This window comes from Streptomyces sp. NPDC107765, assembly GCF_055657085.1.
Genome location: NZ_JBVKBL010000016.1, coordinates 141,586 through 166,792, shown reverse-complemented (window position 1 = coordinate 166,792; position 25,207 = coordinate 141,586). Strand labels below are relative to the sequence as shown.

General features: G+C 73.0%; 23 protein-coding genes. 16 read left to right on the top strand and 7 right to left on the bottom strand.

Translation table 11 applies throughout. From position 1 onward, the window contains the following. Positions 1–8: 8 nt before the first annotated feature. Complete coding sequence (locus tag ACZ7MX_RS32100) at positions 9–2,153, bottom strand: S9 family peptidase (protein WP_472137255.1); 2,145 nt, start codon at positions 2,151–2,153, stop codon at positions 9–11. Between the two features lie 247 nt (positions 2,154–2,400). Between ACZ7MX_RS32100 and ACZ7MX_RS32095 the strand changes: the two genes are divergently transcribed. From ACZ7MX_RS32095 to ACZ7MX_RS32070, 6 genes are all read left to right on the top strand, one after another. After that, entirely contained in the window at positions 2,401–3,225 is an 825-nt protein-coding gene (locus ACZ7MX_RS32095; protein WP_472137187.1) for a HipA family kinase, read from the top strand. Next, positions 3,222–3,617, top strand: a complete 396-nt coding sequence (locus ACZ7MX_RS32090; RefSeq protein ID WP_472137185.1) for a DUF3037 domain-containing protein — start codon at positions 3,222–3,224, stop codon at positions 3,615–3,617. Before ACZ7MX_RS32095 ends, ACZ7MX_RS32090 begins: the two co-directional genes overlap by 4 nt. A gap of 366 nt (positions 3,618–3,983) precedes the next feature. Continuing rightward, on the top strand, positions 3,984–4,745 hold the full coding sequence (fabG, locus tag ACZ7MX_RS32085) for a 3-oxoacyl-ACP reductase FabG (RefSeq protein ID WP_362142830.1): 762 nt from the start codon (positions 3,984–3,986) through the stop codon (positions 4,743–4,745). Between the two features lie 28 nt (positions 4,746–4,773). Next, a complete protein-coding gene (locus ACZ7MX_RS32080) occupies positions 4,774–5,544 on the top strand; it encodes an SDR family oxidoreductase (RefSeq protein WP_472137183.1) in 771 nt (256 codons plus the stop codon). Positions 5,545–6,977: 1,433 nt separating this feature from the next. Next, positions 6,978–7,646, top strand: coding sequence for a uracil-DNA glycosylase (locus ACZ7MX_RS32075; protein ID WP_472137254.1), 669 nt, complete (start codon positions 6,978–6,980; stop codon positions 7,644–7,646). A gap of 241 nt (positions 7,647–7,887) precedes the next feature. Continuing rightward, positions 7,888–8,424 (top strand): hypothetical protein, encoded by a 537-nt coding sequence (locus tag ACZ7MX_RS32070; RefSeq protein WP_472137252.1) that lies wholly within the window; start codon positions 7,888–7,890, stop codon positions 8,422–8,424. 110 nt (positions 8,425–8,534) lie between these two features. Here ACZ7MX_RS32070 and ACZ7MX_RS32065 read toward each other — a convergent pair whose 3' ends face one another. Further along, positions 8,535–9,287 (bottom strand): TetR/AcrR family transcriptional regulator, encoded by a 753-nt coding sequence (locus ACZ7MX_RS32065; protein ID WP_472137181.1) that lies wholly within the window; start codon positions 9,285–9,287, stop codon positions 8,535–8,537. Between the two features lie 167 nt (positions 9,288–9,454). Here ACZ7MX_RS32065 and ACZ7MX_RS32060 point away from each other — a divergent pair, with 167 nt between their 5' ends. Then, positions 9,455–10,897, top strand: coding sequence for an FAD-dependent monooxygenase (locus ACZ7MX_RS32060; RefSeq protein WP_472137179.1), 1,443 nt, complete (start codon positions 9,455–9,457; stop codon positions 10,895–10,897). Beyond that, complete coding sequence (locus ACZ7MX_RS32055; protein WP_472137177.1) at positions 10,894–11,802, top strand: Gfo/Idh/MocA family protein; 909 nt, start codon at positions 10,894–10,896, stop codon at positions 11,800–11,802. Before ACZ7MX_RS32060 ends, ACZ7MX_RS32055 begins: the two co-directional genes overlap by 4 nt. On the opposite strand, the gene lnt is transcribed toward ACZ7MX_RS32055, so the two are convergent. The 3 genes from lnt to ACZ7MX_RS32040 all read right to left on the bottom strand — a co-directional run bounded on the left by lnt (position 11,771) and on the right by ACZ7MX_RS32040 (position 16,055). After that, positions 11,771–13,378 (bottom strand): apolipoprotein N-acyltransferase, encoded by a 1,608-nt coding sequence (gene lnt, locus ACZ7MX_RS32050; protein ID WP_472137175.1) that lies wholly within the window; start codon positions 13,376–13,378, stop codon positions 11,771–11,773. The genes ACZ7MX_RS32055 and lnt overlap by 32 nt on opposite strands. A gap of 169 nt (positions 13,379–13,547) precedes the next feature. After that, positions 13,548–14,030 carry a nuclear transport factor 2 family protein gene (locus tag ACZ7MX_RS32045; RefSeq protein WP_472137174.1) on the bottom strand — a complete coding sequence of 161 codons (483 nt, stop codon included), beginning with the start codon at positions 14,028–14,030 and terminating at the stop codon, positions 13,548–13,550. Positions 14,031–14,093: 63 nt separating this feature from the next. Then, the gene (locus ACZ7MX_RS32040) at positions 14,094–16,055 is read right to left on the bottom strand and encodes an ABC transporter ATP-binding protein (protein WP_472137172.1); all 1,962 of its coding nucleotides are present in this window, start codon (positions 16,053–16,055) and stop codon (positions 14,094–14,096) included. A 185-nt stretch (positions 16,056–16,240) separates the two neighbouring features. Between ACZ7MX_RS32040 and ACZ7MX_RS32035 the strand changes: the two genes are divergently transcribed. Continuing rightward, a complete protein-coding gene (locus ACZ7MX_RS32035) occupies positions 16,241–16,747 on the top strand; it encodes a DinB family protein (protein ID WP_472137170.1) in 507 nt (168 codons plus the stop codon). Between the two features lie 251 nt (positions 16,748–16,998). Next, complete coding sequence (locus ACZ7MX_RS32030) at positions 16,999–17,400, top strand: STAS domain-containing protein (protein WP_472137168.1); 402 nt, start codon at positions 16,999–17,001, stop codon at positions 17,398–17,400. A 13-nt stretch (positions 17,401–17,413) separates the two neighbouring features. Here ACZ7MX_RS32030 and ACZ7MX_RS32025 read toward each other — a convergent pair whose 3' ends face one another. Continuing rightward, positions 17,414–17,902 (bottom strand): glutathione peroxidase, encoded by a 489-nt coding sequence (locus ACZ7MX_RS32025; RefSeq protein ID WP_472137251.1) that lies wholly within the window; start codon positions 17,900–17,902, stop codon positions 17,414–17,416. A gap of 468 nt (positions 17,903–18,370) precedes the next feature. Further along, the gene (locus ACZ7MX_RS32020) at positions 18,371–20,005 is read right to left on the bottom strand and encodes an FAD-dependent oxidoreductase (protein ID WP_472137166.1); all 1,635 of its coding nucleotides are present in this window, start codon (positions 20,003–20,005) and stop codon (positions 18,371–18,373) included. Between the two features lie 252 nt (positions 20,006–20,257). Here ACZ7MX_RS32020 and ACZ7MX_RS32015 point away from each other — a divergent pair, with 252 nt between their 5' ends. The 6 genes from ACZ7MX_RS32015 to ACZ7MX_RS31990 all read left to right on the top strand — a co-directional run bounded on the left by ACZ7MX_RS32015 (position 20,258) and on the right by ACZ7MX_RS31990 (position 25,167). Next, a complete protein-coding gene (locus tag ACZ7MX_RS32015) occupies positions 20,258–21,376 on the top strand; it encodes a TcmI family type II polyketide cyclase (protein ID WP_362142852.1) in 1,119 nt (372 codons plus the stop codon). 66 nt (positions 21,377–21,442) lie between these two features. Continuing rightward, a complete protein-coding gene (locus tag ACZ7MX_RS32010; RefSeq protein WP_030811872.1) occupies positions 21,443–21,877 on the top strand; it encodes a cupin domain-containing protein in 435 nt (144 codons plus the stop codon). Beyond that, positions 21,874–23,142, top strand: a complete 1,269-nt coding sequence (locus tag ACZ7MX_RS32005; protein ID WP_472137164.1) for a beta-ketoacyl-[acyl-carrier-protein] synthase family protein — start codon at positions 21,874–21,876, stop codon at positions 23,140–23,142. Before ACZ7MX_RS32010 ends, ACZ7MX_RS32005 begins: the two co-directional genes overlap by 4 nt. Continuing rightward, positions 23,139–24,389: a ketosynthase chain-length factor gene (locus ACZ7MX_RS32000; protein ID WP_472137162.1), complete on the top strand. Its 1,251-nt coding sequence runs from the start codon at positions 23,139–23,141 to the stop codon at positions 24,387–24,389. Before ACZ7MX_RS32005 ends, ACZ7MX_RS32000 begins: the two co-directional genes overlap by 4 nt. Positions 24,390–24,404: 15 nt before the next feature. Beyond that, complete coding sequence (locus ACZ7MX_RS31995; protein ID WP_030811866.1) at positions 24,405–24,692, top strand: acyl carrier protein; 288 nt, start codon at positions 24,405–24,407, stop codon at positions 24,690–24,692. Between the two features lies 1 nt (position 24,693). Further along, a complete protein-coding gene (locus ACZ7MX_RS31990) occupies positions 24,694–25,167 on the top strand; it encodes an SRPBCC family protein (RefSeq protein ID WP_472137159.1) in 474 nt (157 codons plus the stop codon). Positions 25,168–25,207 lie beyond the last annotated feature (40 nt).

Genomic DNA, 25,207 nt, shown 5'->3' with positions numbered 1-25,207 from the left:
TCGGCGCGTCACACTCCGACGGCCGCAAGCGCGTCGCGCAGGAAGTCCCGCTGGAAGTGCAGCAGCTGCTCGTTGACCATGTCGTCGGCCGGTATGTGGGTGGCCCCCGGCAGCGGCAGCACGCTGTGCGGCCGGCCCGCCGCGAGCAGCTCCGCCGAGAAGCGCAGGGTGTGCGCGGCCGCCACGTTGTCGTCCGCGAGCCCGTGGACGAGCAGCAGCGGACGGGCCAGCAGATGGCCGTGCCCGGCCAGGGAGGAGCGCACATAGGCGTCCGGACGCTCCTCCGGGTGGCCCAGGAACCGCTCCTTCCAGTGGGTGTCGTACAGCCGCTGGTCGGTGGGCGGAGCTCCGGCCACCGCCGCGTGGAACACATCGGGGCGGTGCAGCACCGCGGCGGCCGCCAGGAACCCGCCGAACGACCAGCCGCGGATCGCCACCCGCGACAGGTCCAGGTCCGGATACCGCGCCGCGGCCGCCCGTACCGCGTCCACCTGGTCCTCCAGCGCCGGCCCGAGCTGGTCGCCGTGCACCGCCTTCTCCCACGCCGGCCCCCGGCCCGGCGTGCCCCGCCCGTCGGCCACCAAGACGGCGAAACCCTGCTCGGCGAACCACTGCGACACACAGGTGAACCACCCCCGGCCCCGTCCCACCACCTGGAGCCCCGGCCCGCCGTACGGATCGAGCAGCACCGGCAGCCGGGCCGAGCCCTCCCGGTGCCACGACGGCAGGTGGAGGGCGGCGCGCAACTCCCGTTCTCCCAGGGTGAGAAAGACCGGCCGGGGGGTGACCGCCGGGGTCTCGGCGAGCGAGGTGATGCCCGCCGCGGGTCGGCCGTCGCAGATCACGCGCACCTCGTTGCCGTGCGGGGTCTGCCCCTCGACAACCACGGTGCCGCCCCGCCCCGTGCCCGTGAAGCGGCCCGGCCCCCGGCTCAGCAGTCGGTTGCCGCGGCCCGGCTCATGGCTCCAGACATGGGTCTCCAGCGGGTCCTCGCTCGCCGTGAACAGCACCCGTTCCCCCTCGACCGCCAATACGGCGCGGAGTTGCAGTCCCTCCGGGGTGACCCGCCGGCCCCCGACGGCCAGATAGCGGGTGTCGCCGTCGTCCTCGGGGACCACCAGCGCGCCCGAGGCGGTACGGGCCGGAGTGCCCGGTATGAGCTCCACCCAGGCCGGATCGGTCCGCTCGTGCCGCACCTCGGTGGCCCCGGTCACCGGATCGACCGCGAGCAGCCGGACCGTGCGCTGATCACGGCTCTGCACGGCCAGGAACGGGCCGTGCGCGTCCCAGCCGGCCTCGGTGAGGTACTCGTACGCCGTGCGGTCCCAGGTGACCTCCAGGCGGCTGCCGTCCAGCGCGACGAGGTGGACCGTGACGTCCGCGTTGGCGGTGCCGGCGGACGGGTACCGGATCGCCCGCGGCGGCCTGGCCGGATCCGCGGGGTCGGCGAGGTAACGCCGCGCCACCCGGCTGGTGTCGACCCGTGCCACCAGGAGGCGGCGACTGTCCGGGGCCCACCAGTACCCGCGCAGCCGGCCCATGGATTCGGCCGCCACGTATTCGGCGAGCCCGTAGGAGACGTCGGGGCCCTCCGCACGGGCCAGCTGCCGGTCCTCCCCGCCCAGGGTGACGACGTGGAGGGAGCGGCCGCTCACATAGGCGATGGACCGCCCGTCGGGTGAAGGGCGGGGGTCCACCACCGGACCCGCCGCCGGGACGGGGAACGGCGCGCCCCCGTCCGTCCGCACCGCCCACAGCGCACCGGACAGCGCGAACGCCACCAGCCGCGCGGCGACGTCGGCCGCGTAGGAGACCACCCCGGCCGACCTCTCACGGGCGCGCTCCCGGCGCAGCCGCTCCTCCTCGGGGAGCGCTTCGGCCGCGTCCCCCACGAGGAGCGCCGGGTCGGCCAGCACCCGTTCCTCACCGTCCTCGTACTGCCACAGCAGGCCCACGGGGTCGGTGCCCGAACCGGTACGGACGAAGAGCACCCGGCGGCCGTCCGGGGAGACGGTGAAATGCCGGGGCACCCCGAGGGAGAAGCGGCGGGTGCGGGCGAACTGGCCTGGAAACGCAGTGGAGTTGACGGGATGTGCGGGGTCGGTGAGGGGTGCGGGGCCGGCGGTGCTGTGTTCCGAGGTGCTGTCGTCCATGGGACGGTCGTTCACGATGCTGTCCTCCAGTGTGTGCTGCACTCTCATCCCGGGGGTGCCGAGGGGGCGTTCCACAAGGCGTGCCACAAGGCATTCCCCAAGGCGTTCCACGGGCATTCCGCCGGGGCGCTCGCGCGGAGGGCTTTCTCCGGGGCTTTCTGCCGGAATCCGGGCAGCACGAAGCACCGGTACCGGACCGGGCGGAAAACGAATAACGGGTGACGGAACGCTGCCGTAGCCTGTGGGGATGTTGACCGAAGTCATGGCGACCCGCTATGTCACGCCGTTGCGTGAGGGCGGATCGCTCCCGGGAATCGTCGAGGCCGACGATCTCGGAACTTATATCATGAAGTTCACCGGTGCCGGGCAGGGACGCAAAACCCTCGTCGCCGAGGTGATCTGCGGGCAGTTGGGCCGCCGGCTCGGGCTGCGGGTGCCGGATCTGGTCCGCATGCAGCTCGACCCCGTCATCGGCCTCAGCGAGCCCGACCAGGAGGTCCAGGAACTGCTGAAGGCCAGCGGCGGGCTCAATCTCGGCATGGACTACCTCCCCGGATCGCTGGGATTCGATCCGCTCGCGTTCGAGGTGAGCGCGCGGGAGGCGGGCCGGGTGATCTGGTTCGACGCGCTGATCAACAATGTCGACCGGTCCTGGCGCAATCCCAACCTCCTGGTCTGGCACGGCGAGCTGTGGCTGATCGACCACGGCGCCGCGATGATCTGGCACCACAACTGGCCGACCGCCGAAAAGGCCGCGAGTCGGCCGTACAACGCCTCCGACCACGTGCTCGCCACGTTCGGTCCGGACCTCACGGCGGCGGCCGAGGAATTCGCGCCGCGGATCACCGAGGAACTGCTGACCGAGATCACGGCGGACGTGCCGGACGAATGGCTCGTCGACGAGCCCGGATTCGACTCCCCGGACGTCCTGCGCCAGGCGTATGTGACGACGCTGCTGGCGCGGGCCCGTACGATCAGTGAGCGGATCACCGTCGGGGAGCCCACCAAGGACAAGCCCTCGCAGGCGCCGGCATGGCTGGCCGGAAAGTTGCCTCGGAGGGCAGTGAAGTGACCGGTCTGCACAACGGACGCGACGTTTTCGAGTACGCCCTGCTGAAGGTCGTGCCCCGGGTGGAGCGCGGCGAGATGATCAATGCCGGTGTGGTGGTGTACTGCCGGGCCCGGCGCTTCGTCGAGGCCCGCACCCATCTGGACGAGGCCCGGCTGCTGGCGCTGGACCCGACGGTCGACGTCGAGGGGGTGCGCGCCGCGCTCGGCGCCGTGGAAGGGATCTGCGCGGGCGGCGAACGGGCCGGACAGGCCGCGGCGGACGACGCGGGGCGCCGGTTCCGCTGGCTGATCGCCCCGCGCAGCACCATCGTCCAGCCCGGCCCGGTGCACACCGGGCTGACCGCCGATCCCGCCACCGAGGTGGAGCGGCTGCTGGACCTGCTGGTCCGCTGAGCCGGTTCCGCTGACCCCGGGCCCTCCCGTGCTCCGGGCCCTCCCATACGCCCGGCCCTCCAACTGGACTCCGTAGGCACCTGTAGGCACCTGGATTCCGCCGTACCCGGATGCGTCCCCAAGGGGCGCCCGGCCCGCCTCCCGGGCCGGGCGTCCCTTTCATCCGTTTTCGTGCGTCCGTCCGGTTTCCGCTCCTCCGCCGGGGCGGTGCAGGTGAGCTCGGCAACGGCGCGGTGGTGGGGCGTTGACAGCGGGTGGCCGGGCTTCTAGCGTCAGCCCTGCTCAGGCTACTAAGCGGTTGCTCACCCACCCACGGGACCGGTGCGGCGGACCGCTTGTCGAGGTTTCGAGGTGAGGAGAACCCGCATGTCCACCACCGAGCAGCGCGTCGCCATCGTGACGGGCGCGGCCCGCGGTATCGGCGCGGCCACCGCCGTACGCCTGGCCGCCGAGGGCCGCGCCGTCGCCGTCCTCGACCTCGACGAGGCGGCCTGCAAGGACACCGTCGAGAAGATCACCGCGGCCGGCGGCAAGGCCGTCGCGATCGGCTGTGACGTCTCGGACGCCGAGCAGGTCGAGGCGGCGGTGACCCGGGTCGCCTCCGAGCTCGGCGCGCCGACCGTCCTCGTCAACAACGCCGGTGTGCTGCGCGACAACCTGCTGTTCAAGATGAGCGAGACCGACTGGGACACGGTCATGAACGTGCACCTCCGGGGCGCGTTCCTGATGTCCCGCGCCTGCCAGAAGCACATGGTGGACGCCAAGTTCGGCCGGATCGTGAACCTCTCCTCCAGTTCGGCGCTGGGCAACCGCGGACAGGTCAACTACTCGGCCGCCAAGGCCGGTCTGCAGGGCTTCACCAAGACCCTCGCCATCGAGCTCGGCAAGTTCGGCGTGACCGCCAACGCCGTCGCCCCCGGCTTCATCGTCACCGACATGACCGCCGCCACCGCCGAGCGCGTGGGCATGGGCTTCGAGGACTTCCAGGCCGCGGCCGCCACCCAGATTCCGGTCCAGCGCGTCGGCCGGCCCGAGGACATCGCCAACGCGATCGCCTTCTTCACCGGCGAAGCGGCGGGGTTCGTTTCCGGCCAGGTCCTGTACGTCGCCGGCGGCCCGCTCAACTGACCGCCCACCGACCACAGGAGGACAGGACATGACCGAGCAGGCAAGCGGGCTCCCGGAGCCCTCCGGCAAGGTGGCGCTGGTGACCGGCGCCAGCCGCGGGATCGGCTACGGCATCGCGGAGGCGCTGGTCGCCCGCGGTGACCGGGTCGTCATCACCGGGCGCAACGAGGACGCCCTCAAGGAGGCCGTCGAGAAGCTGGGCGCGGAACGGGTGCTCGGCGTCGCGGGGAAGGCGCACGACGAGGCCCACCAGGCCGTCGCCGTCGAGCGTGCGATGGAGACCTTCGGCCGGGTCGACTACCTCGTCAACAACGCCGGTACGAACCCGGTGTTCGGGCCCATCGCCGACCTCGACCTCGGTGTCGCCCGCAAGGTGTTCGAGACCAACGTCATCTCGGCGCTCGGCCTCGCGCAGCGCACTTGGCACGCGTGGCAGAAGGAGAACGGCGGTGCGATCGTCAACATCGCGTCGATCGCCGGGCTCAGCGCCTCGCCGTTCATCGGCGCGTACGGCATCAGCAAGGCCGCGATGATCAACCTGACGCAGCAACTGGCCCATGAGTTCGCGCCGTTGGTGCGGGTCAACTCCATCGCGCCGGCCGTGATCAAGACCAAGTTCGCGGCCGCGCTCTACGAGGACCGCGAGGAGGAGGCGGCGGCCGCCTACCCGATGGCGCGGCTCGGCGTCCCCGAGGACATCGGCGGGGCGGCGGCCTTCCTGCTGTCCGACGCGTCGGGCTGGATCACCGGCCAGACGCTGGTCGTGGACGGCGGGTTGTTCCTCAACGCGGGGGCGTGAGCGGCCGCGCGAGCGGCGCGAGCCCGGGGCGGTAGGTCTTGGGTGAGCTCGCGTGGGTGAGCCGGGGTCGGTGAGCTGGGGTCGGTGAAGCCCGCGTGGGTGAGTCGGCGTCGGTGAGGCCCGCGTCGGTGAGTCGGCCGGTGAGCCCGCGTGGGTGAGCCTGCGTGGGGGAGCCGGCGTGGGTGAGCCTTCCGCGGGTGGGCGCCTTGGCCGGCTTGTGGTGGTGTGCGCTCCAAGAGGCAGAGTCCGTGGTGCCGGTCCCCAAGGGGCCGGCACCACTTGCGTGAGCGGACCGTCGGGAGTCGTGCCGTGCACGACCGCATCCCCCCACCCCCGAACCCACCCCCCGCCCCCTCCCCCGAAGGGGGAGAGGGGGAGGGGGCGGGGGAAGCCGCGGATTGGGGGAGAGGGGAGGGGGCGGGTGTCCCGCCGGGCCCGGCGAGCCCCGGCGGACCCCGGGGGCATGGTTGCTGGAGCCAGCGGGGCATGGTGGGGCGTGGCTGCTGGACCCGGTGGGGGAGGCCCGGGGTCCGGTGGGGGAGACCCGGGGTCCCGGTGGGAGGCTCGGACTCGGCTGGGGAGGCCCGGGGCTTGGTGGGGAAAGGTTTCGGGTTCCGGTGCGAGAGAGGCTCGGGCCCGGCCGACGGGCCCTGAGGCACGGCCAGGGAGAGGGGGCCGGGCTCGGCGCGGCGGAGAGCCCCCGGCCCCGGAGGGGCGTGGTGAAGCCTCGGGATCTGGCGGAGGGGCGCTCGGCTTCGGCGAAGCGTGGTGGACCCTGCCGGGGCCTGGTAGGGCGTGGCGGGCGTGCTGGGCCTGGCGGAGCGTGGGGCCCGAGCGGGTGTGGTGAGGGCGCAGCACGGTCACGAGTCCTGCGGAGCGCTGGGGCTCGAGCAGGGTGTGGTGAGGGCCGCGGCAATGTCACCGAGCCCGGCGGAGCGGGGGGCTCAGACGGGGCGTGGTGGGGCCTGGTAGGCGCGTGACGGGCTTTACGGCTTTACGGGTGTTGCCCGGCCCCGGCGGGGCGCGGTGGGGCACAGCGAGGCGAGGTGAGGCACGGTGAGCTCCGGCGGAGCAGGGCGAGGGCCCGAGCCTGTCGCCGTGCCGTGAGCCTGCCCCCATGCCTGGCCCGTTCCCGTGCCTGAGCCCGTTCCCGTGCCTGAGCCCGTTCCCGTGCGTGGGCCCGTCCTCGTGCCGTGGGCCCGACCCTCCGCGGCGCAGGCTCGTGTCCGGTGCCGTGCCGCAGGGGCCTGCGGCACGGGTATCCGAGCCTGGTCCGCCCTGTCTCGTCCTGCCCGCAGCCCGCCGCCCCCAGCCCCCAGCCCCTCACCCTCCCCGGGAAGGAATGGCCCGTGGGCGGTGTTGTCAGTGGTCGCCGGTAGGTTTTGTGAGTGAGAACGCAACACACACCGGAGGTTGTTGACGTGGTGACCGACATGCTGCCCGAGTCCTGGCGCGGGGTACTCGGCGAGGAGTTGGCGAAGCCCTATTTCAAGGAGCTCACCGACTTCGTCGAGCAGGAGCGGGCCCAGGGCCCGGTCTATCCGCCCCGCGAGCAGGTTTTCGCGGCGCTGGAGGCGACGCCCTACGACCAGGTGAAGGTACTCATCCTCGGCCAGGACCCGTATCACGGCGCGGGCCAGGGCCACGGCCTGTGCTTCTCCGTGCAGCCCGGGGTCAAGACGCCGCCGTCGCTGCGGAACATCTACAAGGAGATGAAAGAGGAGCTGGGCCACCCCATTCCGGACAACGGCTATCTGATGCCGTGGGCCCAGCAGGGCGTACTGCTGCTGAACGCCGTCCTGACGGTCCGCGAGGCGGAGGCCAATTCGCACAAGGGCAAGGGATGGGAGAAGGTCACCGACGCGGTGATCCGCGCGGTGGCGGCCCGGCCCGATCCGGCGGTCTTCGTGCTGTGGGGGAATTACGCCAAGAAGAAGCTGCCGCTGATCGACCAGGACCGGCATGCCGTGGTGCAGGGCGCGCACCCCTCCCCGCTGTCGGCGAAGAAGTTCTTCGGCTCCCGCCCGTTCACCCAGATCAACACCGCGATCGCCGCGCACGGCCACGCCCCGATCGACTGGCGCATCCCGGACCTGGGCTGAGCAACCGGCCCGGGCGGTGGTCCACCGGCATAGGGCGGGCTGCACACGGCCGGAGCCTCGGACCGTAGCCTGCGCCAGTCCGGCCACCACCCCGGCCGGACCGTGGCCCGCCCGTACGGCCGCCACCCGGCGCGTCGCGCACACCGAGCGAAGCTCTCCGGTGGCGGTTAGCGTCGAGGAAACGTCAGCGGTGGTGAGTGGATACGGGGAGTGCACGGTGGTGGAGCAGCAGCTGGAGGCGATGCCTGAGGACGGGGTACTGACCCGGATCGGCCAGGCGATCATGCTGCATCGGGCCGGCGATCGCGAAGAGGCGCGTAACCGCCTCTCCGCGCTGTGGCACGAGATCGGGCCGCAGGGCGACGCCTTCCACCGTTGCGCCCTCGCGCACTACATGGCCGATACCCAGGACGACCCGCAGGATGAACTGGACTGGGACCTCCGGGCCCTGGAAGAGGCCGAGGGCTTCGTCACCGAGCGGCGCGACGGCACCGGCCTCGCCGCAGGTGAGCCCGGCGTGGCCGCCGTGCCGGGGGAGGATCCCGGCCCCCGTCACCACCCCCTCGTCGCGCTGCGGGCCTTCTTCCCCTCGTTGCATCTCAACATCGCGGCCGACTATGCGGCGCTCGACCGGCCGGCAGACGCCCGGGCCCAGCTGCTGCGGGCCCGGGCGTCGGTCAACGCGCTCGCCGACGGCGAATACCGCCAGGGGCTGCGGGACGCGATCGATCGCCTGGAGCTCCAGCTCGGCGGAGCCGCCGGCCGTACGCCCTACTAGCGTCCGCTGCCCCCCCGCAGCGTCCGATCGCGTGCGCGCTAGCGTCCGCCGGACCTCGAGCGTCCTACGTCGTCCTAGCGTCCAACGTTGTCCTGGCGTCCTGCGTCGTCCTAGCGTCCTACGTGGTCCTGGCGTCCTGCGTCGTCCTCGTGGCGCAGCATGCCGGTCAGGAGTTCCGCGCAGGAGGTGCGCAGCTCGGCGTGGGTGGGGGTGGTGGTGTGGAACTGGCCTGCGGTGCAGGAGAACAGCACGCCGTCGCACCAGGCCACCATCGAGAGAGCATGCCGTTCGGGCGCGGTGGAGCCGGCCGCCGCCAGCATCGCCACCATCGGCTCGCGGAAGGCTCGCCCCGCCCGGTCGTAGATCTCCCGCAGGGCGGGCCTGCGGGTGGCCTCCAGAGCGAGTTCGTAGCGGGCGAGGAGCAGCTGCCGGTGCCGTGAGAGGTAGCGGTGCAGTGCGAGTGCGAGGGCCTCCGCGACCGCCTCCTGGCTGGTGCCCCCCGCCGGAGTGCCGGCGGCCGCCGTCTCGGGGCCGGGGGTCTGCGCGGCGCCCTCCGGCATTTCCGCCGGGGTGAGCACCGCGGCCTCCCGTTCGGCCAGCCGCCGCACCGCCGTCTCCAGCAGGGCCTCCCGGGTCCGCGCGAGGTTCGAGGTCGAGCCCAGCGGCAGACCGGCCGCCTCGTCGACGGCCCGATGGGTCAGCCCCCGCATCCCGCGTTCGGCGAGCAGGCGAATTGCCGCATCCGCGATCAGCTGGGGGCGCCCCGAGGCGGGGGAGGAGGTAGGGGAGGGGGAGGAGGCCGCAGGCGAGCGGGTTGGGGTGGGGGCGGTCGGAGTCGGGCGGTGGCGGTCACGAGCGGTCATGGGAGGGAGCCTAGCGGGGCTACTACGGATGTAGTGACCGTCTTCGACTACGGGTGTAGTCTCCTGTCCCAGGCAACTACATTTGTAGTTGGCCTTTTGGGGTGGGCCGTCTGGCCGGTTGGCGTGGTCCGGGCCTCGGACGGGCTCCGAACGGATGGGGAGACGACATGAAGCAGCAGCGCACCGCGTTGGTGATCGGTGGTGGGATCGGGGGGCTCACCGCCGCGGTGGCCCTGGAGCGCCGCGGGTGGTCGGTCACCGTCGTCGAGCGGGCCGCCGCGCTGGAGCCGGTCGGGGCGGGCATTGCACTGGCGCCGAACGCCCAGCGCGCGCTGGACACGATCGAGGTGGGCGACGCGGTGCGGGCGATGGCCGACTGGCAGGGGGCCGGCGAGTTCCGGCTGCCCGGCGGACGTCGGCTGGCTCGTACGGACAACGCGGCCGCCGTCCGTCGCTTCGGTGGGCCGGTGGCGATCGTGCACCGCGCCGAACTGGTCGCCCTGCTGGCCGCCCGGCTCCCCGCGAGCGCGGTCCGCACAGGCGCCACGGCCACCCTCGTCGACCCGGGCGACGCCCGCCCGGGCGGCCGCCCGGCCCGGGTCCGCATCTCCGTACCTGACCGGGCCGGACCGGACCAGCCCATACCCCACCAGTCCATACCCCACCAGCCCATAACCGACCAGCCCATACCCGACCGCACCGGCCCCGACGGCCCCCGCGCCACCAACGACAAGCACAAGACCCACGTCAACGCCAGCCATCACCACGACGACACCCCCACCGCCACTCCCACCGCCACCCCCTCCACCACCACCCCCACCCACCTCTCCGTAGACCTGGTAGTCGCCGCCGACGGCATCCACTCCGCCGTCCGCCGCGCCGTCTTCCCCGGTCACCCCGCTCCCCGTTACGCCGGGTTCACCGCGTGGCGGTTCGTCGTCCCGGCGCCCGAGGGGGTGTGCCCGGTGGCGAACGAGACGTGGGGGCGCGGCAGCCTGTGGGGCACCGTGCCGCTGGCCGGTGGGCGGATCTACGCGTACGCCACCGCGGCCGTGCCCGCGGGGGGCCGGGCCGTCGACGACGAGCGGGCCGAACTCCTGCGACGGTTCGGGGCCTGGCATCAGCCCGTTCCGGCGCTGCTCGACGCCGTCGGCCCGGCCGAGGTGCTGCGGAACGACGTGTACACCGCGGCGGCCCCGCCGCCCGCCTTCCACCACGGGCGGGTCGCCCTGCTCGGTGATGCCGTCCATCCGATGACGCCCAATCTGGGGCAGGGCGCGTGCCAGGCCGTCGAGGACGCCGTCGTGTTGGCGCACGAGGCCGGGCCGGACGCCGATCTGGGGGCCGCGCTGGCCGCGTACACCCGGCAGCGGCTGCCGCGCACCATGGAGGTGGTGCGCCGTGCCGAGCGGATCGGCCGGCTCAGCACCTGGCGGTCCCGGCCCGCGTGTGCACTGCGCGCCGGGCTGATGGCCGCCACCGCCCGTCTGGCCCCCGATCTCGCGCTGCGCGCCCTCGACGGCATCGCCGACTGGCGGCCGCCGGCCGGCACGTATGCTGCCGGGGCGCGGGGCACCAGGACCGCGGCACGACGCGAGGAGCAAGAGTGAAGATCGGCTGCATCGGACTCGGCGACATAGCGCAGAAGGCGTACCTGCCCGTACTGGGCACCCTGCCGGGGACCGAACTCCATCTGCACACCCGCACCGCGGCGACCCTCCAACGGGTCGGTGCCGCCCACCGGCTGACCGGTGACCAGCTCCACGCGGATCTGGACTCGCTGCTCGCCGTCGGCCTGGACGCGGCGTTCGTGCACGCGGCCACCGCCGCCCACCCGGAGCTGGTCACCCGGCTCATCGAGGCCGGTGTGCCGACCTACGTCGACAAGCCGCTCTCCTACGAACTCGACGAGTCGCGGCGGATCGTGGCGCTGGCCGAGGACCGGGGCGTGGGCCTGACCGTCGGTTTCAACCGCCGGTTCGCGCCGGCCTACGCGCAGTGCCGCGAGCACGCCCGCGACCTGATCCTGATGCACAAGAACCGGGTCGGGCTGCCCGAGGACCCGCGCACGCTGGTGCTGGACGACTTCATCCACGTCGTCGACACCCTGCGGTTCCTGCTGCCGGGCGAGCCGGACCACATCGACGTCCGGGCCAGGATCCGGGACGGCCTCATGCACCACGTGGTGCTCCAGCTGTCCGGCGACGGGTTCACCGCCATCGGCACCATGAACCGCCTCAGCGGCTCCGCCGAGGAGGTCCTCGACGTCTCCGGGCAGGACACCCGGCGGCAGGTGGTGAACCTCGCCGAGGTCATCGACCACAAGGGGCAGCCGACGGTCCGGCGGCGCGGTGACTGGGTGCCGGTCGCCCGCCAGCGCGGTATCGAGCAGATCGTCCTGGCGTTCCTGGACGACGTACGGGCCGGCCGGCAGCCGTCCGCCCGCGACGCGCTGCGCACCCATGAGCTGTGCGAGCGCGTCATCACCGACGCGGTCGGGCAGTCCGCTCGCTGAGCCGGTCCGAGGGGGCTGTCCGGCCGTCGGCCCGGCGCGATCGGGCGGTCCGTTCGCCGGGCCGACGGGGCTTGAGCCTTTGCCCGCCGCTGTACGCACCGGCGAGCACCAGTGCGCCCACCGCCCCGTACGGCACCCAGTCGCCGAACCGGGTGTACGGGCTGGTGCCGGCGGCCAGCGGCAGGTCGTAGACGGCGGCCGCGCTGCGGTCGGTGCCGAGCGTGCTGCCGATCCGCTCGCCCCGGGGGCCGTACACCGCGCTGTCGCCGGTGAGCGTGGCGTGCACCATCGGCCGCCAGGTTTCCGCGGCCCGCAGGGCGCCCAGGGAGGCGTGCTGCAGCGGGGCCCAGCTGTCCTGGAAGGTGGACGTCGAGGACTGGGCGACGATCACCTGCGCACCGCCGCGCGCCAGGGCGCGGCTCAGGTCGGGGAAGGCGGTCTCGAAGCACACCAGCGGCCCGATCCGCAGCCCGCCGGCCGTGGCGACCGGCATCACCACCTGGTGGGTGCCGCGTATCCGGTCGGTGGTGGCCGCCTTGCCCACCTTGGTCGCCCAGCCCAGTACGGACCGGAACGGTATGTACTCCCCGAACGGGACCAGCCGTCTCTTGGCGTAGCGGTCGCCGGTCGGGCCGTGCGGGCCGATGAGTACCGCGCTCTTGTAGATGCCCGGCCGCCCGGCGCGCCGCGAGTCGGCGTTGACCAGCAGGTCGGCGCCGGTCTCCCGGGACACTGCGGCGAGCGTGGCGGCGAGCGCCGGGCGGTCCGCCGGGTCCTGATACATGCTGCTCTCGCCCCAGACGACCAGCCGCACCCCACGGCCGGCCAGCGACCGGGTGAGCGCCTCGCTGCGGGCCAGCCGCTGGGTCGGGGTACCGTCCGGGCCCGGCTGGACGACCGCGATCCGCACCGTGCCGGCCGGGCGGGGGGCCGGGGCCAGGAACCACGCGGCGCCGCCCGCCAGTGCGCACACCAGCAGGCCGGCGACCGCGGGCCGCCAGGTGGCGCGGCGGGCGATCAGTTCGGCCAGGGTGGTGTTCACCGCCACGATCAGGAAGCTCAGCAGCCAGACCCCGCCGATCGACGCCAGCCGCAGTGCCGGCGCGACCTGCCACTGGCTGGCGCCCAGCAGGCCCCAGGGGCCGCCCAAGTACTCCCAGGAACGGACGAGTTCCACCATCAGCCAGCCCGACGGCACCAGCACCAGCGCGGCCGCCGCTCTTCCGGCGCCGGGCGTGCCGCCCAGCAGGGCCCGTACCAGCAGCCCCCAGGGCGCCCAGAGCGCACCGAGCAGCAGGGCGAGGACGAGGATGAAGACGTGCAGGCTCGGCAGCAGCCAGTGGTGCACCGCCAGTATGAAACCGGTCCCGCCCAGCCAGCCGTCGAGTGCCGCCCGCCGGGGCGTCGGCGCGGTCCGCACCAGCAGCAGCCACGGCACCAGCGCGACGTACGCCAGCCACCACCACGACGGAGCGGGGAAGGCGAGCGCGGGCAGCGCCCCGGCGAGCGCGGCGGTCGCTCCCCGGCCCCAGGCGGAGCCGAGCCACCGCGTCCGGGGGCCGAGCGGTCTGTCCATACGGTCTCCACGGTCTGCCGGGTGCCGGTTCGTCCGTCCGGCCGGGCTCCCGGGACCGGCCGGACGCCCAGTGTGCGCGGACGGTGCGATCAAGGAAAGGGGGCCTCGCGGGGAGGAGCCGGACCCTCGCCGGGACGGCCGAGGCGCGCCCGGCCGCGGACCGCCCGGGTCAGTCGCCCGCCTGCCGCACCTCCCGCCATTTCTCCCGTACGACCACCGCGGTCAGCCGCCAGCCGTCCGGGGTGCGGCGGGCGGTGAAGTCGTAGCGGCCGGCGCAGGTGTAGTTGGGGGCGGTGGGCCCGCCGTCGTCGTCGGTCGCCGGACCGGCCAGCCGCATCGGATTGAGGTAGTCGGCCCGGATGCGCGCGGTGTCGCCCGGTGCGCCGTCCTGCGAGGCCAGCGTGACCCGGCGGTTGACGATCAGGTGCTGGCGGATCTCGAAGAGCCGGAGCATCTCGGCCAGCCAGGCGGCGACGTCCTCGGCGCTGCCCTCGATGCCGCCCGCCGAGCGGTAGTCGACCCGCGCGTCCGGGGCGAAGAGGGCCAGGTAGCCGGGCCAGTCGCCGTCGTCCACGGCGACCGCGTAGCCGGTGACCAGATCGTCCAGGGCGATCCGGTCCATGACGGTGGAGTGTTCCGCGCGCTGCGTCATCTCCTCAGTTTTCGGTACGCGGAAGGCCCCCGCCAAGAGGTGGGGGCCTTCGGTATGCCGCGTTCAGTTCACCAGGGCCGGGTCCACCAGCAGGTCGTCGCCGGAACCGGCCGGTGCGGCCCCGGCGTCCGGGCCCGACGGCGACGCTGCGGGCGAGGTGGCCGCCGCCTCGGTGAACTGCGTCCGGTACAGCTCCGCGTACCGCCCGTCGGCCGCCAGCAGCGTCTCGTGGGTTCCGCGTTCGACGATCCGGCCGCCCTCGACGACCAGGATCAGGTCGGCGGCGCGTACGGTCGACAGCCGGTGGGCGATGACCAGCGCGGTACGTCCCTCCAGGGCCTCGCCGAGGGCCTCCTGGACCGCCGCCTCGGAGGTGTTGTCCAGGTGGGCGGTGGCCTCGTCGAGGATCACCACCCGGGGGTGGGCGAGCAGCAGCCGGGCGATGGTCAGCCGCTGCCGTTCGCCGCCCGAGAGGCGGTAGCCGCGCTCGCCGACGACGGTGTCCAGACCGTCGGGGAGGCCGGCGATCAGCTCCTCCAGACGGGCCCGGCGCAGGGCGTCCCACAGCTCGTCCTCGGTCGCCTCCGGCTTGGCGAGCAGCAGGTTCTCGCGGATCGAGTCGTGGAAGAGGTGGCCGTCCTGGGTGACCATGCCGAGGGCCCCGCGCAGCGAGGCGGCGGTCAGATCGCGGACGTCCACCCCGGACAGCCGGACCGCGCCGGAGTCCGCGTCGTACAGCCGCGGCAGCAGCTGGGCGACGGTCGACTTGCCGGCGCCGGAGGAGCCGACCAGGGCGACCATCTGGCCGGGTTCGGCGCGGAAGGAGATGCCGTGCAGCACCTCTTCGCCGCCGCGGGTGTCGAGGGTGGCGACCTCCTCCAGCGAGGCCAGCGAGACCTTGTCGGCGGACGGGTAGCCGAAGCGTACGGAGTCGAACTCCACCGACACCGGCCCGTCGGGGACCTCGCGGGCGTCCGGCTTCTCGGTGATCAGCGGCTTCAGGTCGAGCACCTCGAAGACCCGCTCGAAGCTGACCAGGGCGCTCATCACCTCGATGTGGGCGCCGGACAGCGCGGTCAGCGGGGCGTAGAGGCGGGTGAGCAGCAGGGCGAGCGAGACGATCGCACCGGCCTCCAGCTGCCCGCGCAGCGCCAGGAAGCCGCCCAGGCCGTAGACGACGGCCAGCGCCAGGGCCGAGACCAGGGTCAGCGCGGTGACGAAGTACGTCTGGACCATGGCCGAGCGGACGCCGATGTCCCGGACCCGGCGGGCACGGACGGCGAACTCGGCGGACTCGCGGGCCGGGCGGCCCATCAGCTTGACGAGGGTGGCGCCCGGTGCGGAGAACCGTTCCGTCATCTGCGTGCCCATCGCCGCGTTGTGGTCGGCGCCCTCCCGGCGCAGTGCCGCCAGCCGGCGGCCGACCCGGCGGGCGGGCAGCACGAACACCGGCAGCAGCACCAGGGCGATCAGGGTGATCTGCCAGGAGAGGCTGAGCATCACGCCGAGGGTGAGCAGCAGCGTGACGATGTTGCTGACCACTCCGGAGAGGGTGTCGCTGAACGCCCGCTGGGCGCCGATCACGTCGTTGTTGAGCCGGCTGACCAGGGCGCCGGTCCGGGTCCGGGTGAAGAACGCGATCGGCATCCGCTGGACGTGGTCGTAGACGGTGGTCCGCAGGTCCAGGATCAGCCCCTCGCCGATGCTCGCCGACAGCCAGCGGGTCAGCAGTCCGAGGCCCGCCTCGGCGAGGGCGATCAGGGCGATCAGCCCGGACAGGCCGACCACCAGGGCGGACGAGTCACCGCCGACGATCGCGTCCACCACCCGGCCGGCGAGCAGCGGGGTGGCCACCGCGAGCATCGCGGTCACCGTGCTCAGCACCAGGAACCAGACCAGATGCCGCCGGTGCGGCCGGGCGAACGCCGCGATGCGGCGCAGTGTGCCGCGGGAGAAGCGGTGCCGGCCCTGCTGCGCGGTCATCGTGCTGTGCAGCGAGTGCCAGGCGGTGACTTCCATGTCCATGGTGGCCTCCTGTGTGCCGGGTCGTCACGGATCGCCGTGAGTGACCGGCGACATGAAAGGAACCTAGGACCTCAACCAATATTGAGGTCAACTGATTCCCGAAGGATCACCCGCCGGGCCCCGCGGGGAGCCGGTGGGCGGAAAAGAACGGGCGGCCCGGCCCGGGCCGTGGCTAAGGTGCCCCCGTGACGACGACTCAGCCGCGCCCCGACACCGGCCCGCCGGGCACCGACGCCGACGAGAAGGCCACCCTGCTCGCCTTCCTCGACTACGTCCGCGAGGCCGTGGCCGCCAAGGTGGAGGGTCTCGCGGGACCGGCGGCGCGCGCTCCCGGGGTGCCGTCCGGGACCAGTCTGCTCGGCCTGGTCAAGCATCTGACCGCCGCGGAGCACTACTGGTTCGTCTGGGCCTTCGAGGGCGCCGGGGACGCGCCGCCGGACCTCGGGATGACGGTCGGTGCCGAGGAGCGCGCGGAGGACGTTCTGGCCGGCTACCGCGCGGCCGTCCGACGGTCCAACGAGATCGCCAGGCGCTGCGACGACCTGGGCCGCGCCGGCGTCCGCCCGGCGGGGAAGGCCGGGGTGGTCCGGTCGCTGCGCTGGGTGCTGGTGCACATGATCGAGGAGACCGCGCGGCATGCCGGGCACGCCGACATCCTGCGGGAGCAGGCCGATGGGGCCGTCGGCAGGTGATGGCGTGCGGGGTGTGGATACCGTCCGCTGTGCGCCGAGGGGCGACTTTGAGACAACCTCGTGAGGCGGCGTACGCCGGGGAGTTGAGGCGGCGGGACGGCGGGTAAGCCGTAGACAACTCAAGCGCAACGACGCCCCGGAAACGGGCCGACCCCGCCCGGATCGCGCCGGGCGCCCCCCACCTCTCTTGTACGTCTCCGCCGTGGCGCCTGGCCGTTTCCGGTGCCGCGGCACGAAAGTGGGCCGGGCCGATGGACGAACGTCAGTACTACCCGAGAATTGCGGGACCCGGTCGCGCCGCCGACGGCGCGACCGTCTTCGAGCTCCACGGTGAGCTCGACATCCTCGCCGTGTCGGTGCTCTCCGGCCGGCTCGACGACGTCACCGGCGCACAGGGCGCCGATCTCGTGCTCGACCTGCGCGCGGTGACCTTCATCGACTGCGCCGGACTCTCGCTGCTCAGCCGCGCCCGCTACCGGACCGGGCAGCGGGGCGGCCGGCTGCGGCTGGCCGGTGTCACCGACGGCAGCAGCGTCGGGCGGCTGCTGCGGATGACCGGACTGACCGGCCACTTCGAGCTCGTGCCGGACGACGCCCCCGGCCCCGCCGGCGATGGCGCAGGGGCCGAGGGCGCGGACATCGCCGTGGCGTGACGCCCGGCCGGGCTCAGGCCGGCAGGGCCGCCTCGATCGCGGCGACCAGCTCGGGAGCCTCCGGCTCGGTACGCGGCCGGAAGCGGCCCGCGACCCGGCCCTCGGGGTCGATGAGGAACTTCTCGAAGTTCCACTGCACGTCGCCGGCGGTCCCCTCGGCGTCCGCGACGGCCGTGAGCTCGGCGTACAGCGGCTGCCGGGCGTCGCCGTTGACGTCGCCCTTCTCGAAGAGCGGGAAGCTGACGCCGTACGTCGTCGAGCAGAACGTGGCGATCTCCTCGGCGGTGCCGGGCTCCTGGCCCGCGAACTGGTTGCTGGGGAAGCCCAGCACGGAGAAGCCCCGGTCCGCATAGCGCTGCTGCAGCCGCTCCAGACCCTCGTACTGCGGGGTCAGCCCGCACTTGGACGCCACATTGACCACCAGCAGGGCCTTGCCCCGGTGGTCGGCGAGCGAGGCGGGCTCACCGGTCAGGGTGCGCAGCGGGATGTCGTACAGGCTCACGGTCATGCTCCTCTTCACGGGTACGCGGACGGGGACGGCCCTCGTCACTCCCAACGGCGCCGCCCGCCCTGATCTTCCCCGGATCGTCGGTCGGCCAGGAAACCGTAGGGCGCAGGGTGCCGGCCCGCCACTCCTTGAGCAGCTGGTCGAAGATGGGGGTGTCCTCCTCGGGCGGCCGGCGCGCCTGAGGGGCGGGCGGCGGCGGCAGCGACGGGGGCCGGTGCGGCAGCGAGATCCGCTGAAAAGGGTGCGAGGCGGGCTTCTTGACATCCATGCCCGGACTCAACCGGAAATCGGCGCCCGGGTTGCGGGACGCGGCCGGGGCGGCCCGCAGATGCCCCTGCGGTGGTGACGGGCAGAAGATACGTTCCCGGCGCGAAGGGGCCGGCGGACGTCCCGCCGGCCCCTTCGCTCACCTTGACACCACCGGCCGCAACACCAGGGGCGTATCCGGCGGATCTGCCCGGTTCAGGTCCGGCACAGCAGCGCCTCCAGGACCTCCGCGAGCGCCGCCTCGGGATCGGCCACCCGGCCCTCCGCCCGCCACGCCACATAACCGTCCGGCCGCACCAGCACCGCGCCCTCGGGCGTCGTGCCGTGCTTCTCGGCCCAGTCGGCGCCCTCCTCCGGGGCCAGGTCGTCGTCCGGTTCGGTGCCGATCAGGTAGCAGTTCAGCCGCACCCCGAAGCGCTGGACGGCGCCCTTGGCCGCGGTGCGCCACATGTCGCCGTCGGAGCCGGACAGCAGGGTGAACGCCGTCTCGTAGAGGTCGAGGGTGGAGCGGCGGCCCTCGGGGCCGGTCAGCCACATGTGCGGGGCGCGGGTGCCCGGTTCGCCGGTCATCCGCAACTGGTCCGGAACCACCGGGAGTTCGGGGTCGGCGCCGACGACCGCGCCGCGCGGGTAGCAGTAGCCGAGCGCGACGGTGAGCACCCCGCGCTGCCGGCCGCCGCCGGCCCCGGGCGCCGGTGCGTACCCGGGGTGGCTGTGCTCCGCGGAGCGGGCCGAGGCGCGGGCGCTGGTTTCCCGGGCCACCGGCAGCCGCTCCGCCTCGTACGTCGACAGCAGCTCCGGGCCCGCCGCGCCGTCCAGGACGGCGGCGATCTTCCAGGCCAGGTTGTGGGCGTCCTGGATGCCGGTGTTCGACCCGAACGCGCCGGTGGGCGACATCTCGTGGGCCGCGTCGCCGGCGAGGAAGACCCGGCCCTCGCCGTACCGCTCGGCGACCCGCTCGGCGGCGTGCCAGGGGGCCTTGCCGGTGATCTCCACCGCCATGTCCAGCGCACCCGTCGCCCGCCGGATGTGGTCGATGCACCGCTCGTCGGTGAAGTCCTCCAGGGTCTCGCCCCGGTCGGGGTGCCAGGGCGCGTGGAAGACCCAGTCCCGCTCGTTGTCCACCGGCAGCAGGGCGCCGTCGGCCTCCGGGTTGGTCAGGTAGCAGGCGATGAAGCGGCGGTCGCCCACCACCTCCGCCAGCTGGGGGGCCCGGAAGGTGATGCTCACGTTGTGGAACAGGTCGCCCGGGCCGCTCTGCCCGATGCCCAGCCGCTCGCGCACCGGGCTGCGGGGACCGTCGGCCGCGATGAGGTAGTCCGCGCGCACGGTGCGCCGCTCGCCGGTCTCCCGGCTCCTGAGTTCCGCGGTCACCCCGTCCGCGTCCTGTTCGAACGAGACCAGCTCGGTGGAGAAACGCAGGTCGCCGCCGTGCTCACGGGCACACCGCACCAGGACCGGTTCGAGGTCGTTCTGGCTGCACAGACACCAGCCGGCCGGGCTGATCCGGGCCAGCCCGCCGCCCGGGTCGATCTCCTTGAACAGCCACTCCTGTTCGTCGCCGGTCAGTGAAGGGGCCTGCAGGATCCCGTGGTTGCCGGCCAGCGTCGAGGCCGCCTCCCGGATCGGCCGCTCGGCGCCGGCCACCCGGAACAGCTCCATCGTGCGGACGTTGTTGCCGCGCCCGCGCGGGTGATGGGAAGTGGCGGCGTGCTTCTCGACCAACAGGTGCCGTACGCCCAGCCGTCCCAGGAACAGCGAGGCGGACAGGCCCACCAGGGACCCGCCCACGACCAGTACCGGGACCCGTTCTCGGGGGGTGGGATTCATGGCGTGCTCCAGCTCCAAGGCGCATTGAGGGCAGATGGAGCACGAATGCCCGGCCGCGGACCTGTTCGATCACGGTTCACCTGCATGGCTCACAGATCTCGCGCCGCCCGTACGTCCCGGCCACGATCGAATTCGGGACGCCCCCCGGACAACCGGGGCGGGCGGCCCACCATCCGGCTCAGTCCCCCGGATCGCACCGGAACTGACGACGCACCACAGGGGCCATCGGGCACCGAAGGAGATGCGTAGACGATGACAACGCTGTCGGAACGAATATCCCAGTCAGCCTTCGACGGCTCGCGGCTCAGGGTCGTACTGCTCCTGGACCTCCACGACGGAGCCCAGCAGCAGTTCCTGGAAGCCTACGAGCACCTGCGCAACCAGGTCGCGTCCGTTCCCGGGCACCTCACCGACCAGCTGTGCCAGTCCATCGAGAACCCCTCGCAGTGGCTGATCACCAGCGAATGGGAGAGCGCGCCCCCGTTCCTCGCCTGGGTCAACAGCGAGGAGCACGTCAAGATGGTCCAGCCGCTGCACGCCTGCGTCCGTGACACCCGCTCGCTGCGCTTCAGCGTCCTGCGCGAGACCTCCAACATCGCCGCCCGGGCCCCCGAGCCCCCCAAGGGCCGGCTCCAGGCCAACCCCCGCGTCGGCGACGGTGTGGTGCGGCACGCGCTGACCTTCACCGTCAAGCCCGGCAGCGAGGACAAGGTCGCCGAGATCCTGGCCGGCTACGACTCGCCGGAGGCCCGGGTCGACGACACCACCCGGCTGCGCCGCACCTCCCTGTTCATGCACGGCAACCGCGTCGTCCGCGCGGTCGAGGTGCAGGGCGACCTGGTGGCGGCGCTCCGCCACGTCTCCCAGCAGCCCGAGGTCCGGGCCGTCGAGGAGGCCATCAACCCCTACCTGGAGCAGGACCGCGATCTCAGCGACCCGAACTCCGCCCGGGTGTTCTTCACCCGCGCCGCCCTGCCCGCCGTGCACCACGTCGCCTCCGGCAGCGCGCGGCCCGAGGACGTACGGCGCCACGCGCTGTTCTACCCGGCCAAGGAAGGCTGCGGCATGGCGCTGGCCAGGATGCTGGCCCGCCAGGACGAGCTGGCCGCCGACGACCCGGACTGCCCCGTCGCCGGCAGCACCGTCTTCCAGCGCGACGACGTCGTCGTCCGGCTCGTCGACATGCGGATCCCGCTCGACCAGGACCCGCTGCTCTCGCTCGGCATCCGCGGCTCGCGCAAGACGGCCGTACTGCGCCGTCTGCTCGACACCGAAGTGGCCGGCGGTCTGTCCAACGACCGCGAGCTCGCGCGTTTCCTGGCGCGCTGCGACATGGCCCTGATCACCGACCGCCGGTCCGCGGGCGCCTGACCCGTCCGCCCGGAGCAGGTCCCATCCCAACCCACCGCCGGCTTCACTCCCCTGGAGGAATCAGCCATGACCACGCACCGCCCACGCATCGTGGACCTCAGCGAGACCCAGCCCAACCGCCGGCGCGGAGGTGATCTGCGCGCCATGCTGACGCCCAGCGCGGTGGGCGCCACGAGCGGCTTCATGGGCATGGCCCTCGTCCAGCCCGGCGAGCGCATCGGCGAGCACTACCACCCGTACTCCGAGGAGTTCGTGTACGTCGTCCAGGGCGCGCTCGAAGTGGACCTCGACGGGGAGCCCCATCCGCTGCGCCCGGACCAGGGGCTGCTGATCCCGCCCTACATGCGGCACCGGTTCCGCAACGTCGGGGACGTCGAGGCCCGGATGGTCTTCCACCTCGGCCCGCTGGCGCCCCGCCCCGAGCTGGGGCACGTCGACACCGAGGGCACCGAGGAGAGCAGCCCCGCCGCTCCGCCCGAACGCACGGAGCCGGTGTCATGACGCGCCGCGTGGCGGTCACCGGAGTCGGGATCGTCGCGCCCGGCGGGGTGGGAGTGCCCGCCTTCTGGGACCTGCTGTCCGCCGGCCGTACGGCGACCCGTGGCATCACCCTCTTCGACCCGGAGGGATTCCGCTCGCGCATCGCCGCCGAATGCGACTTCGACCCCGCGGCGCACGGCCTGAGCGCGGAGCAGGTCGCCCGCTCGGACCGCTACGTCCAGTTCGCCATGGTCGCCGCGGACGAGGCGCTGCGCGACGCCGGCCTGGACCCCGGACGGGAGGACCCCTGGCGCATCGGGGTCTCCCTGGGCACCGCGGTCGGCGGCACCACCCGCCTCGAACACGACTACGTCGCCGTCAGCGACCGCGGCAAGCGCTGGGACGTCGACCACCGGCCGGCCGGCCGCTACCTGGAGCGGGCCTTCTCGCCCAGTTCGCTGGCCTCCGCGGTGGCCGAACAGGTCGGCGCGCACGGCCCGGTGCAGACCGTCTCCACGGGCTGTACCTCCGGCCTCGACGCCATCGGCTACGCCTTCCACTCCATCGAGGAGGGCAAGGTCGACGTCTGCGTCGCCGGTGCGTCGGACTCGCCGATCTCCCCGATCACGGTGGCCTGCTTCGACGCGATCAAGGCGACCTCCGCCAACAACGACGACCCCGCCCACGCCTCCCGGCCGTTCGACGCCCACCGCGACGGATTCGTCATGGGTGAGGGCGGCGCCGTGCTCGTCCTGGAGGAGCTGGAGCACGCCCGGGCCCGCGGTGCGACCGTGCTCTGCGAGATCCGCGGCTACGCCACCTTCGGCAACGCCTACCACATGACCGGTCTGACCCAGGAGGGCCTGGAGATGGCCGAGGCGATCAACCGCGCGCTCGACCACGCCAGGATCGACGCCACCCAGGTCGACTACGTCAACGCGCACGGTTCGGGCACCCAGCAGAACGACCGGCACGAGACCGCCGCGGTCAAGCGGTCGCTGGGCGCACACGCCCACAAGGTGCCGATGAGCTCCATCAAATCCATGGTGGGCCACTCGCTGGGCGCGATCGGCGCCATCGAGATCGTCGCCTGCGTGCTGGCACTGACCCACCAGGTCGTGCCGCCGACGGCCAACTACGAGACTCCGGACCCGGAGTGCGACCTCGACTACGTGCCCAGGACGGCGCGGGAACTGCCGCTGCGTTCGGTGCTCTCGGTCGGCAGCGGCTTCGGCGGATTCCAGTCAGCGGTGGTACTGACCCGACAGGGCGGGAGGGCAGCATGAGCTCCGCGAAGGAACGACGCTCCGTCGTCACCGGTATGGGCGTCATCGCCCCCAACGGGGTGAGCACCGACGCCTTCTGGAAGGCGACCAAGGAAGGCATCAGCGTCCTCGACCGGGTGACCCGGGAGGGCTGCGAGCACCTTCCGCTCAAGGTCGCCGGTGAGGTGCGCGGTTTCGACCCGGCGGACCTGATCGAGGAGCGCTACCTCGTCCAGACCGACCGGTTCACCCACTTCGCCATGGCGGCGGCCAACCTCGCGCTGGACGACGCCCGCCTCGGCCGCGCCGACTACGCCGACTCGCCGTTCGCGGTCGGCGTCGTCACCGCCGCCGGGTCCGGCGGCGGCGAGTTCGGCCAGCGCGAGCTGCAACGGCTGTGGGGCCAGGGCTCCAAGTACGTCGGCCCCTACCAGTCGATCGCCTGGTTCTACGCCGCCAGCACCGGACAGATCTCCATCCGCGGCGGCTTCAAGGGCCCCTGCGGAGTCGTGGCCAGCGACGAGGCGGGCGGCCTGGACGCCCTGGCGCACGCCTGCCGCACCGTGCGGCGCGGCACCGACGCGGTCGTCGTGGGCGCCGCCGAGGCACCGCTGGCCCCCTACTCGGTCGTCTGCCAGCTCGGCTACGACGATCTGAGCACGCTCGACGACCCGGTCCGCGCCTACCGTCCGTTCACCGACGACGCCTGCGGATTCGTGCCAGCCGAAGGCGGCGCGATGCTGGTCGTCGAGGAGACGACGGCGGCCGAGCGCCGTGGCGCACCCGTCCGGGCCGAACTGTCCGGACACGCCGCGACCTTCACCGGCGCCTCCCGGTGGGAGGAGTCCCGGGCCGGACTCGCCCACGCCATCCGCGGCGCGCTGGAGGACGCGCGGTGCGCCCCGGACGAGATCGACGTGGTGTTCGCGGACGCCCTGGGCGTCCCCTCGGCCGACCGGGCCGAGGCGCTGGCCCTCGCGGACGCCCTGGGCCGGCAGGCCACCCAGGTCCCGGTGACCGCGCCCAAGACCGGCACCGGGCGGGCGTACTGCGGTGCCCCCGTCCTGGACATCGCGGCCGCGGTGCTCGCCATGGAACACGGTGTGGTGCCGCCCACCCCCAACGTCGTCGACGTGTGCCACGACCTTGACGTCGTGACCGGCCGGGCCCGCCCCGCCGAACTGCGGACGGCGCTGGTGCTGAGCCGGGGACTGATGGGCTCGAACGCGGCAATGGTGCTGCGGCAGGGCCCGCCGTCCCCCTCGTGAGAAGGAGAACCGCACATGACTGCTCAACTGACCCTCGACGAGCTGGCAGCGCTGATGAAGTCCGCCGCCGGCCTGACCGTCGACCCGAAGGACCTGGCGAACCGGGCCGACTCGACCTTCGCCGAGTTCGGCCTCGACTCGCTGGGCCTTCTGGGCATCGTGGGCGAGCTGGAGAACCGGCGCGGCCGGCCGATGCCGACCGACGCGGAGCGCTGCAAGACGCCGCGCGACTTCCTCGCCCTCGTCAACACCCCTGGCAAAGCCCCCCTGGAAGCCGACAAAGTGCCTACGACAGGAGCCTGACATGCCCGGCCACACCGAGAACGACATCACCATCGCCGCGCCCCTCGACCTCGTCTGGGACATCACCAACGACCTGGAGAACTGGCCGCAGCTGTTCAGCGAGTACGCCGCGGTCGAGGTGCTGTCCCGCGAGGGCGACAAGACCACCTTCCGGCTGACGATGCACCCGGACGACAACGGCACCGTCTGGAGCTGGGTCTCCGAGCGGGTCGTCGACCGCGCCCACCGCACCGTCCGTGCCCGCCGGGTGGAGACCGGCCCGTTCGCGCACATGGACATCCACTGGAAGTACTCCGAGATCCCCGGCGGCACCTCGATGCACTGGACCCAGGACTTCGCGATGAAGCCGGACGCCCCGATCGACGACAAGGGCATGACCGAGCTCATCAACCGCAACTCCCGGATCCAGATGGAGCTCATCCGGGACAAGATCGAGCAGCGGGACCGCGAGCTGCGGTCCGCCGCCGTCAGCTGACGGCCCGCCGGGCCGCGTCCGGACCGCCCTCGGGCGGCAA

Coding starts and splice junctions, on each gene's coding strand:
- ACZ7MX_RS32100 (WP_472137255.1), bottom strand. CDS start 2,153: ATGGACGACAGCACCTCGGAACACAGCACCGCCGGCCCCGCACCCCTC.
- ACZ7MX_RS32095 (WP_472137187.1), top strand. CDS start 2,401: ATGTTGACCGAAGTCATGGCGACCCGCTATGTCACGCCGTTGCGTGAG.
- fabG (WP_362142830.1), top strand. CDS start 3,984: ATGTCCACCACCGAGCAGCGCGTCGCCATCGTGACGGGCGCGGCCCGC.
- ACZ7MX_RS32080 (WP_472137183.1), top strand. CDS start 4,774: ATGACCGAGCAGGCAAGCGGGCTCCCGGAGCCCTCCGGCAAGGTGGCG.
- ACZ7MX_RS32075 (WP_472137254.1), top strand. CDS start 6,978: ATGCTGCCCGAGTCCTGGCGCGGGGTACTCGGCGAGGAGTTGGCGAAG.
- ACZ7MX_RS32070 (WP_472137252.1), top strand. CDS start 7,888: ATGCCTGAGGACGGGGTACTGACCCGGATCGGCCAGGCGATCATGCTG.
- ACZ7MX_RS32065 (WP_472137181.1), bottom strand. CDS start 9,287: ATGACCGCTCGTGACCGCCACCGCCCGACTCCGACCGCCCCCACCCCA.
- ACZ7MX_RS32060 (WP_472137179.1), top strand. CDS start 9,455: ATGAAGCAGCAGCGCACCGCGTTGGTGATCGGTGGTGGGATCGGGGGG.
- lnt (WP_472137175.1), bottom strand. CDS start 13,378: ATGGACAGACCGCTCGGCCCCCGGACGCGGTGGCTCGGCTCCGCCTGG.
- ACZ7MX_RS32045 (WP_472137174.1), bottom strand. CDS start 14,030: ATGACGCAGCGCGCGGAACACTCCACCGTCATGGACCGGATCGCCCTG.
- ACZ7MX_RS32040 (WP_472137172.1), bottom strand. CDS start 16,055: ATGGACATGGAAGTCACCGCCTGGCACTCGCTGCACAGCACGATGACC.
- ACZ7MX_RS32030 (WP_472137168.1), top strand. CDS start 16,999: ATGGACGAACGTCAGTACTACCCGAGAATTGCGGGACCCGGTCGCGCC.
- ACZ7MX_RS32020 (WP_472137166.1), bottom strand. CDS start 20,005: ATGAATCCCACCCCCCGAGAACGGGTCCCGGTACTGGTCGTGGGCGGG.
- ACZ7MX_RS32015 (WP_362142852.1), top strand. CDS start 20,258: ATGACAACGCTGTCGGAACGAATATCCCAGTCAGCCTTCGACGGCTCG.
- ACZ7MX_RS32010 (WP_030811872.1), top strand. CDS start 21,443: ATGACCACGCACCGCCCACGCATCGTGGACCTCAGCGAGACCCAGCCC.
- ACZ7MX_RS32005 (WP_472137164.1), top strand. CDS start 21,874: ATGACGCGCCGCGTGGCGGTCACCGGAGTCGGGATCGTCGCGCCCGGC.
- ACZ7MX_RS32000 (WP_472137162.1), top strand. CDS start 23,139: ATGAGCTCCGCGAAGGAACGACGCTCCGTCGTCACCGGTATGGGCGTC.
- ACZ7MX_RS31995 (WP_030811866.1), top strand. CDS start 24,405: ATGACTGCTCAACTGACCCTCGACGAGCTGGCAGCGCTGATGAAGTCC.
- ACZ7MX_RS31990 (WP_472137159.1), top strand. CDS start 24,694: ATGCCCGGCCACACCGAGAACGACATCACCATCGCCGCGCCCCTCGAC.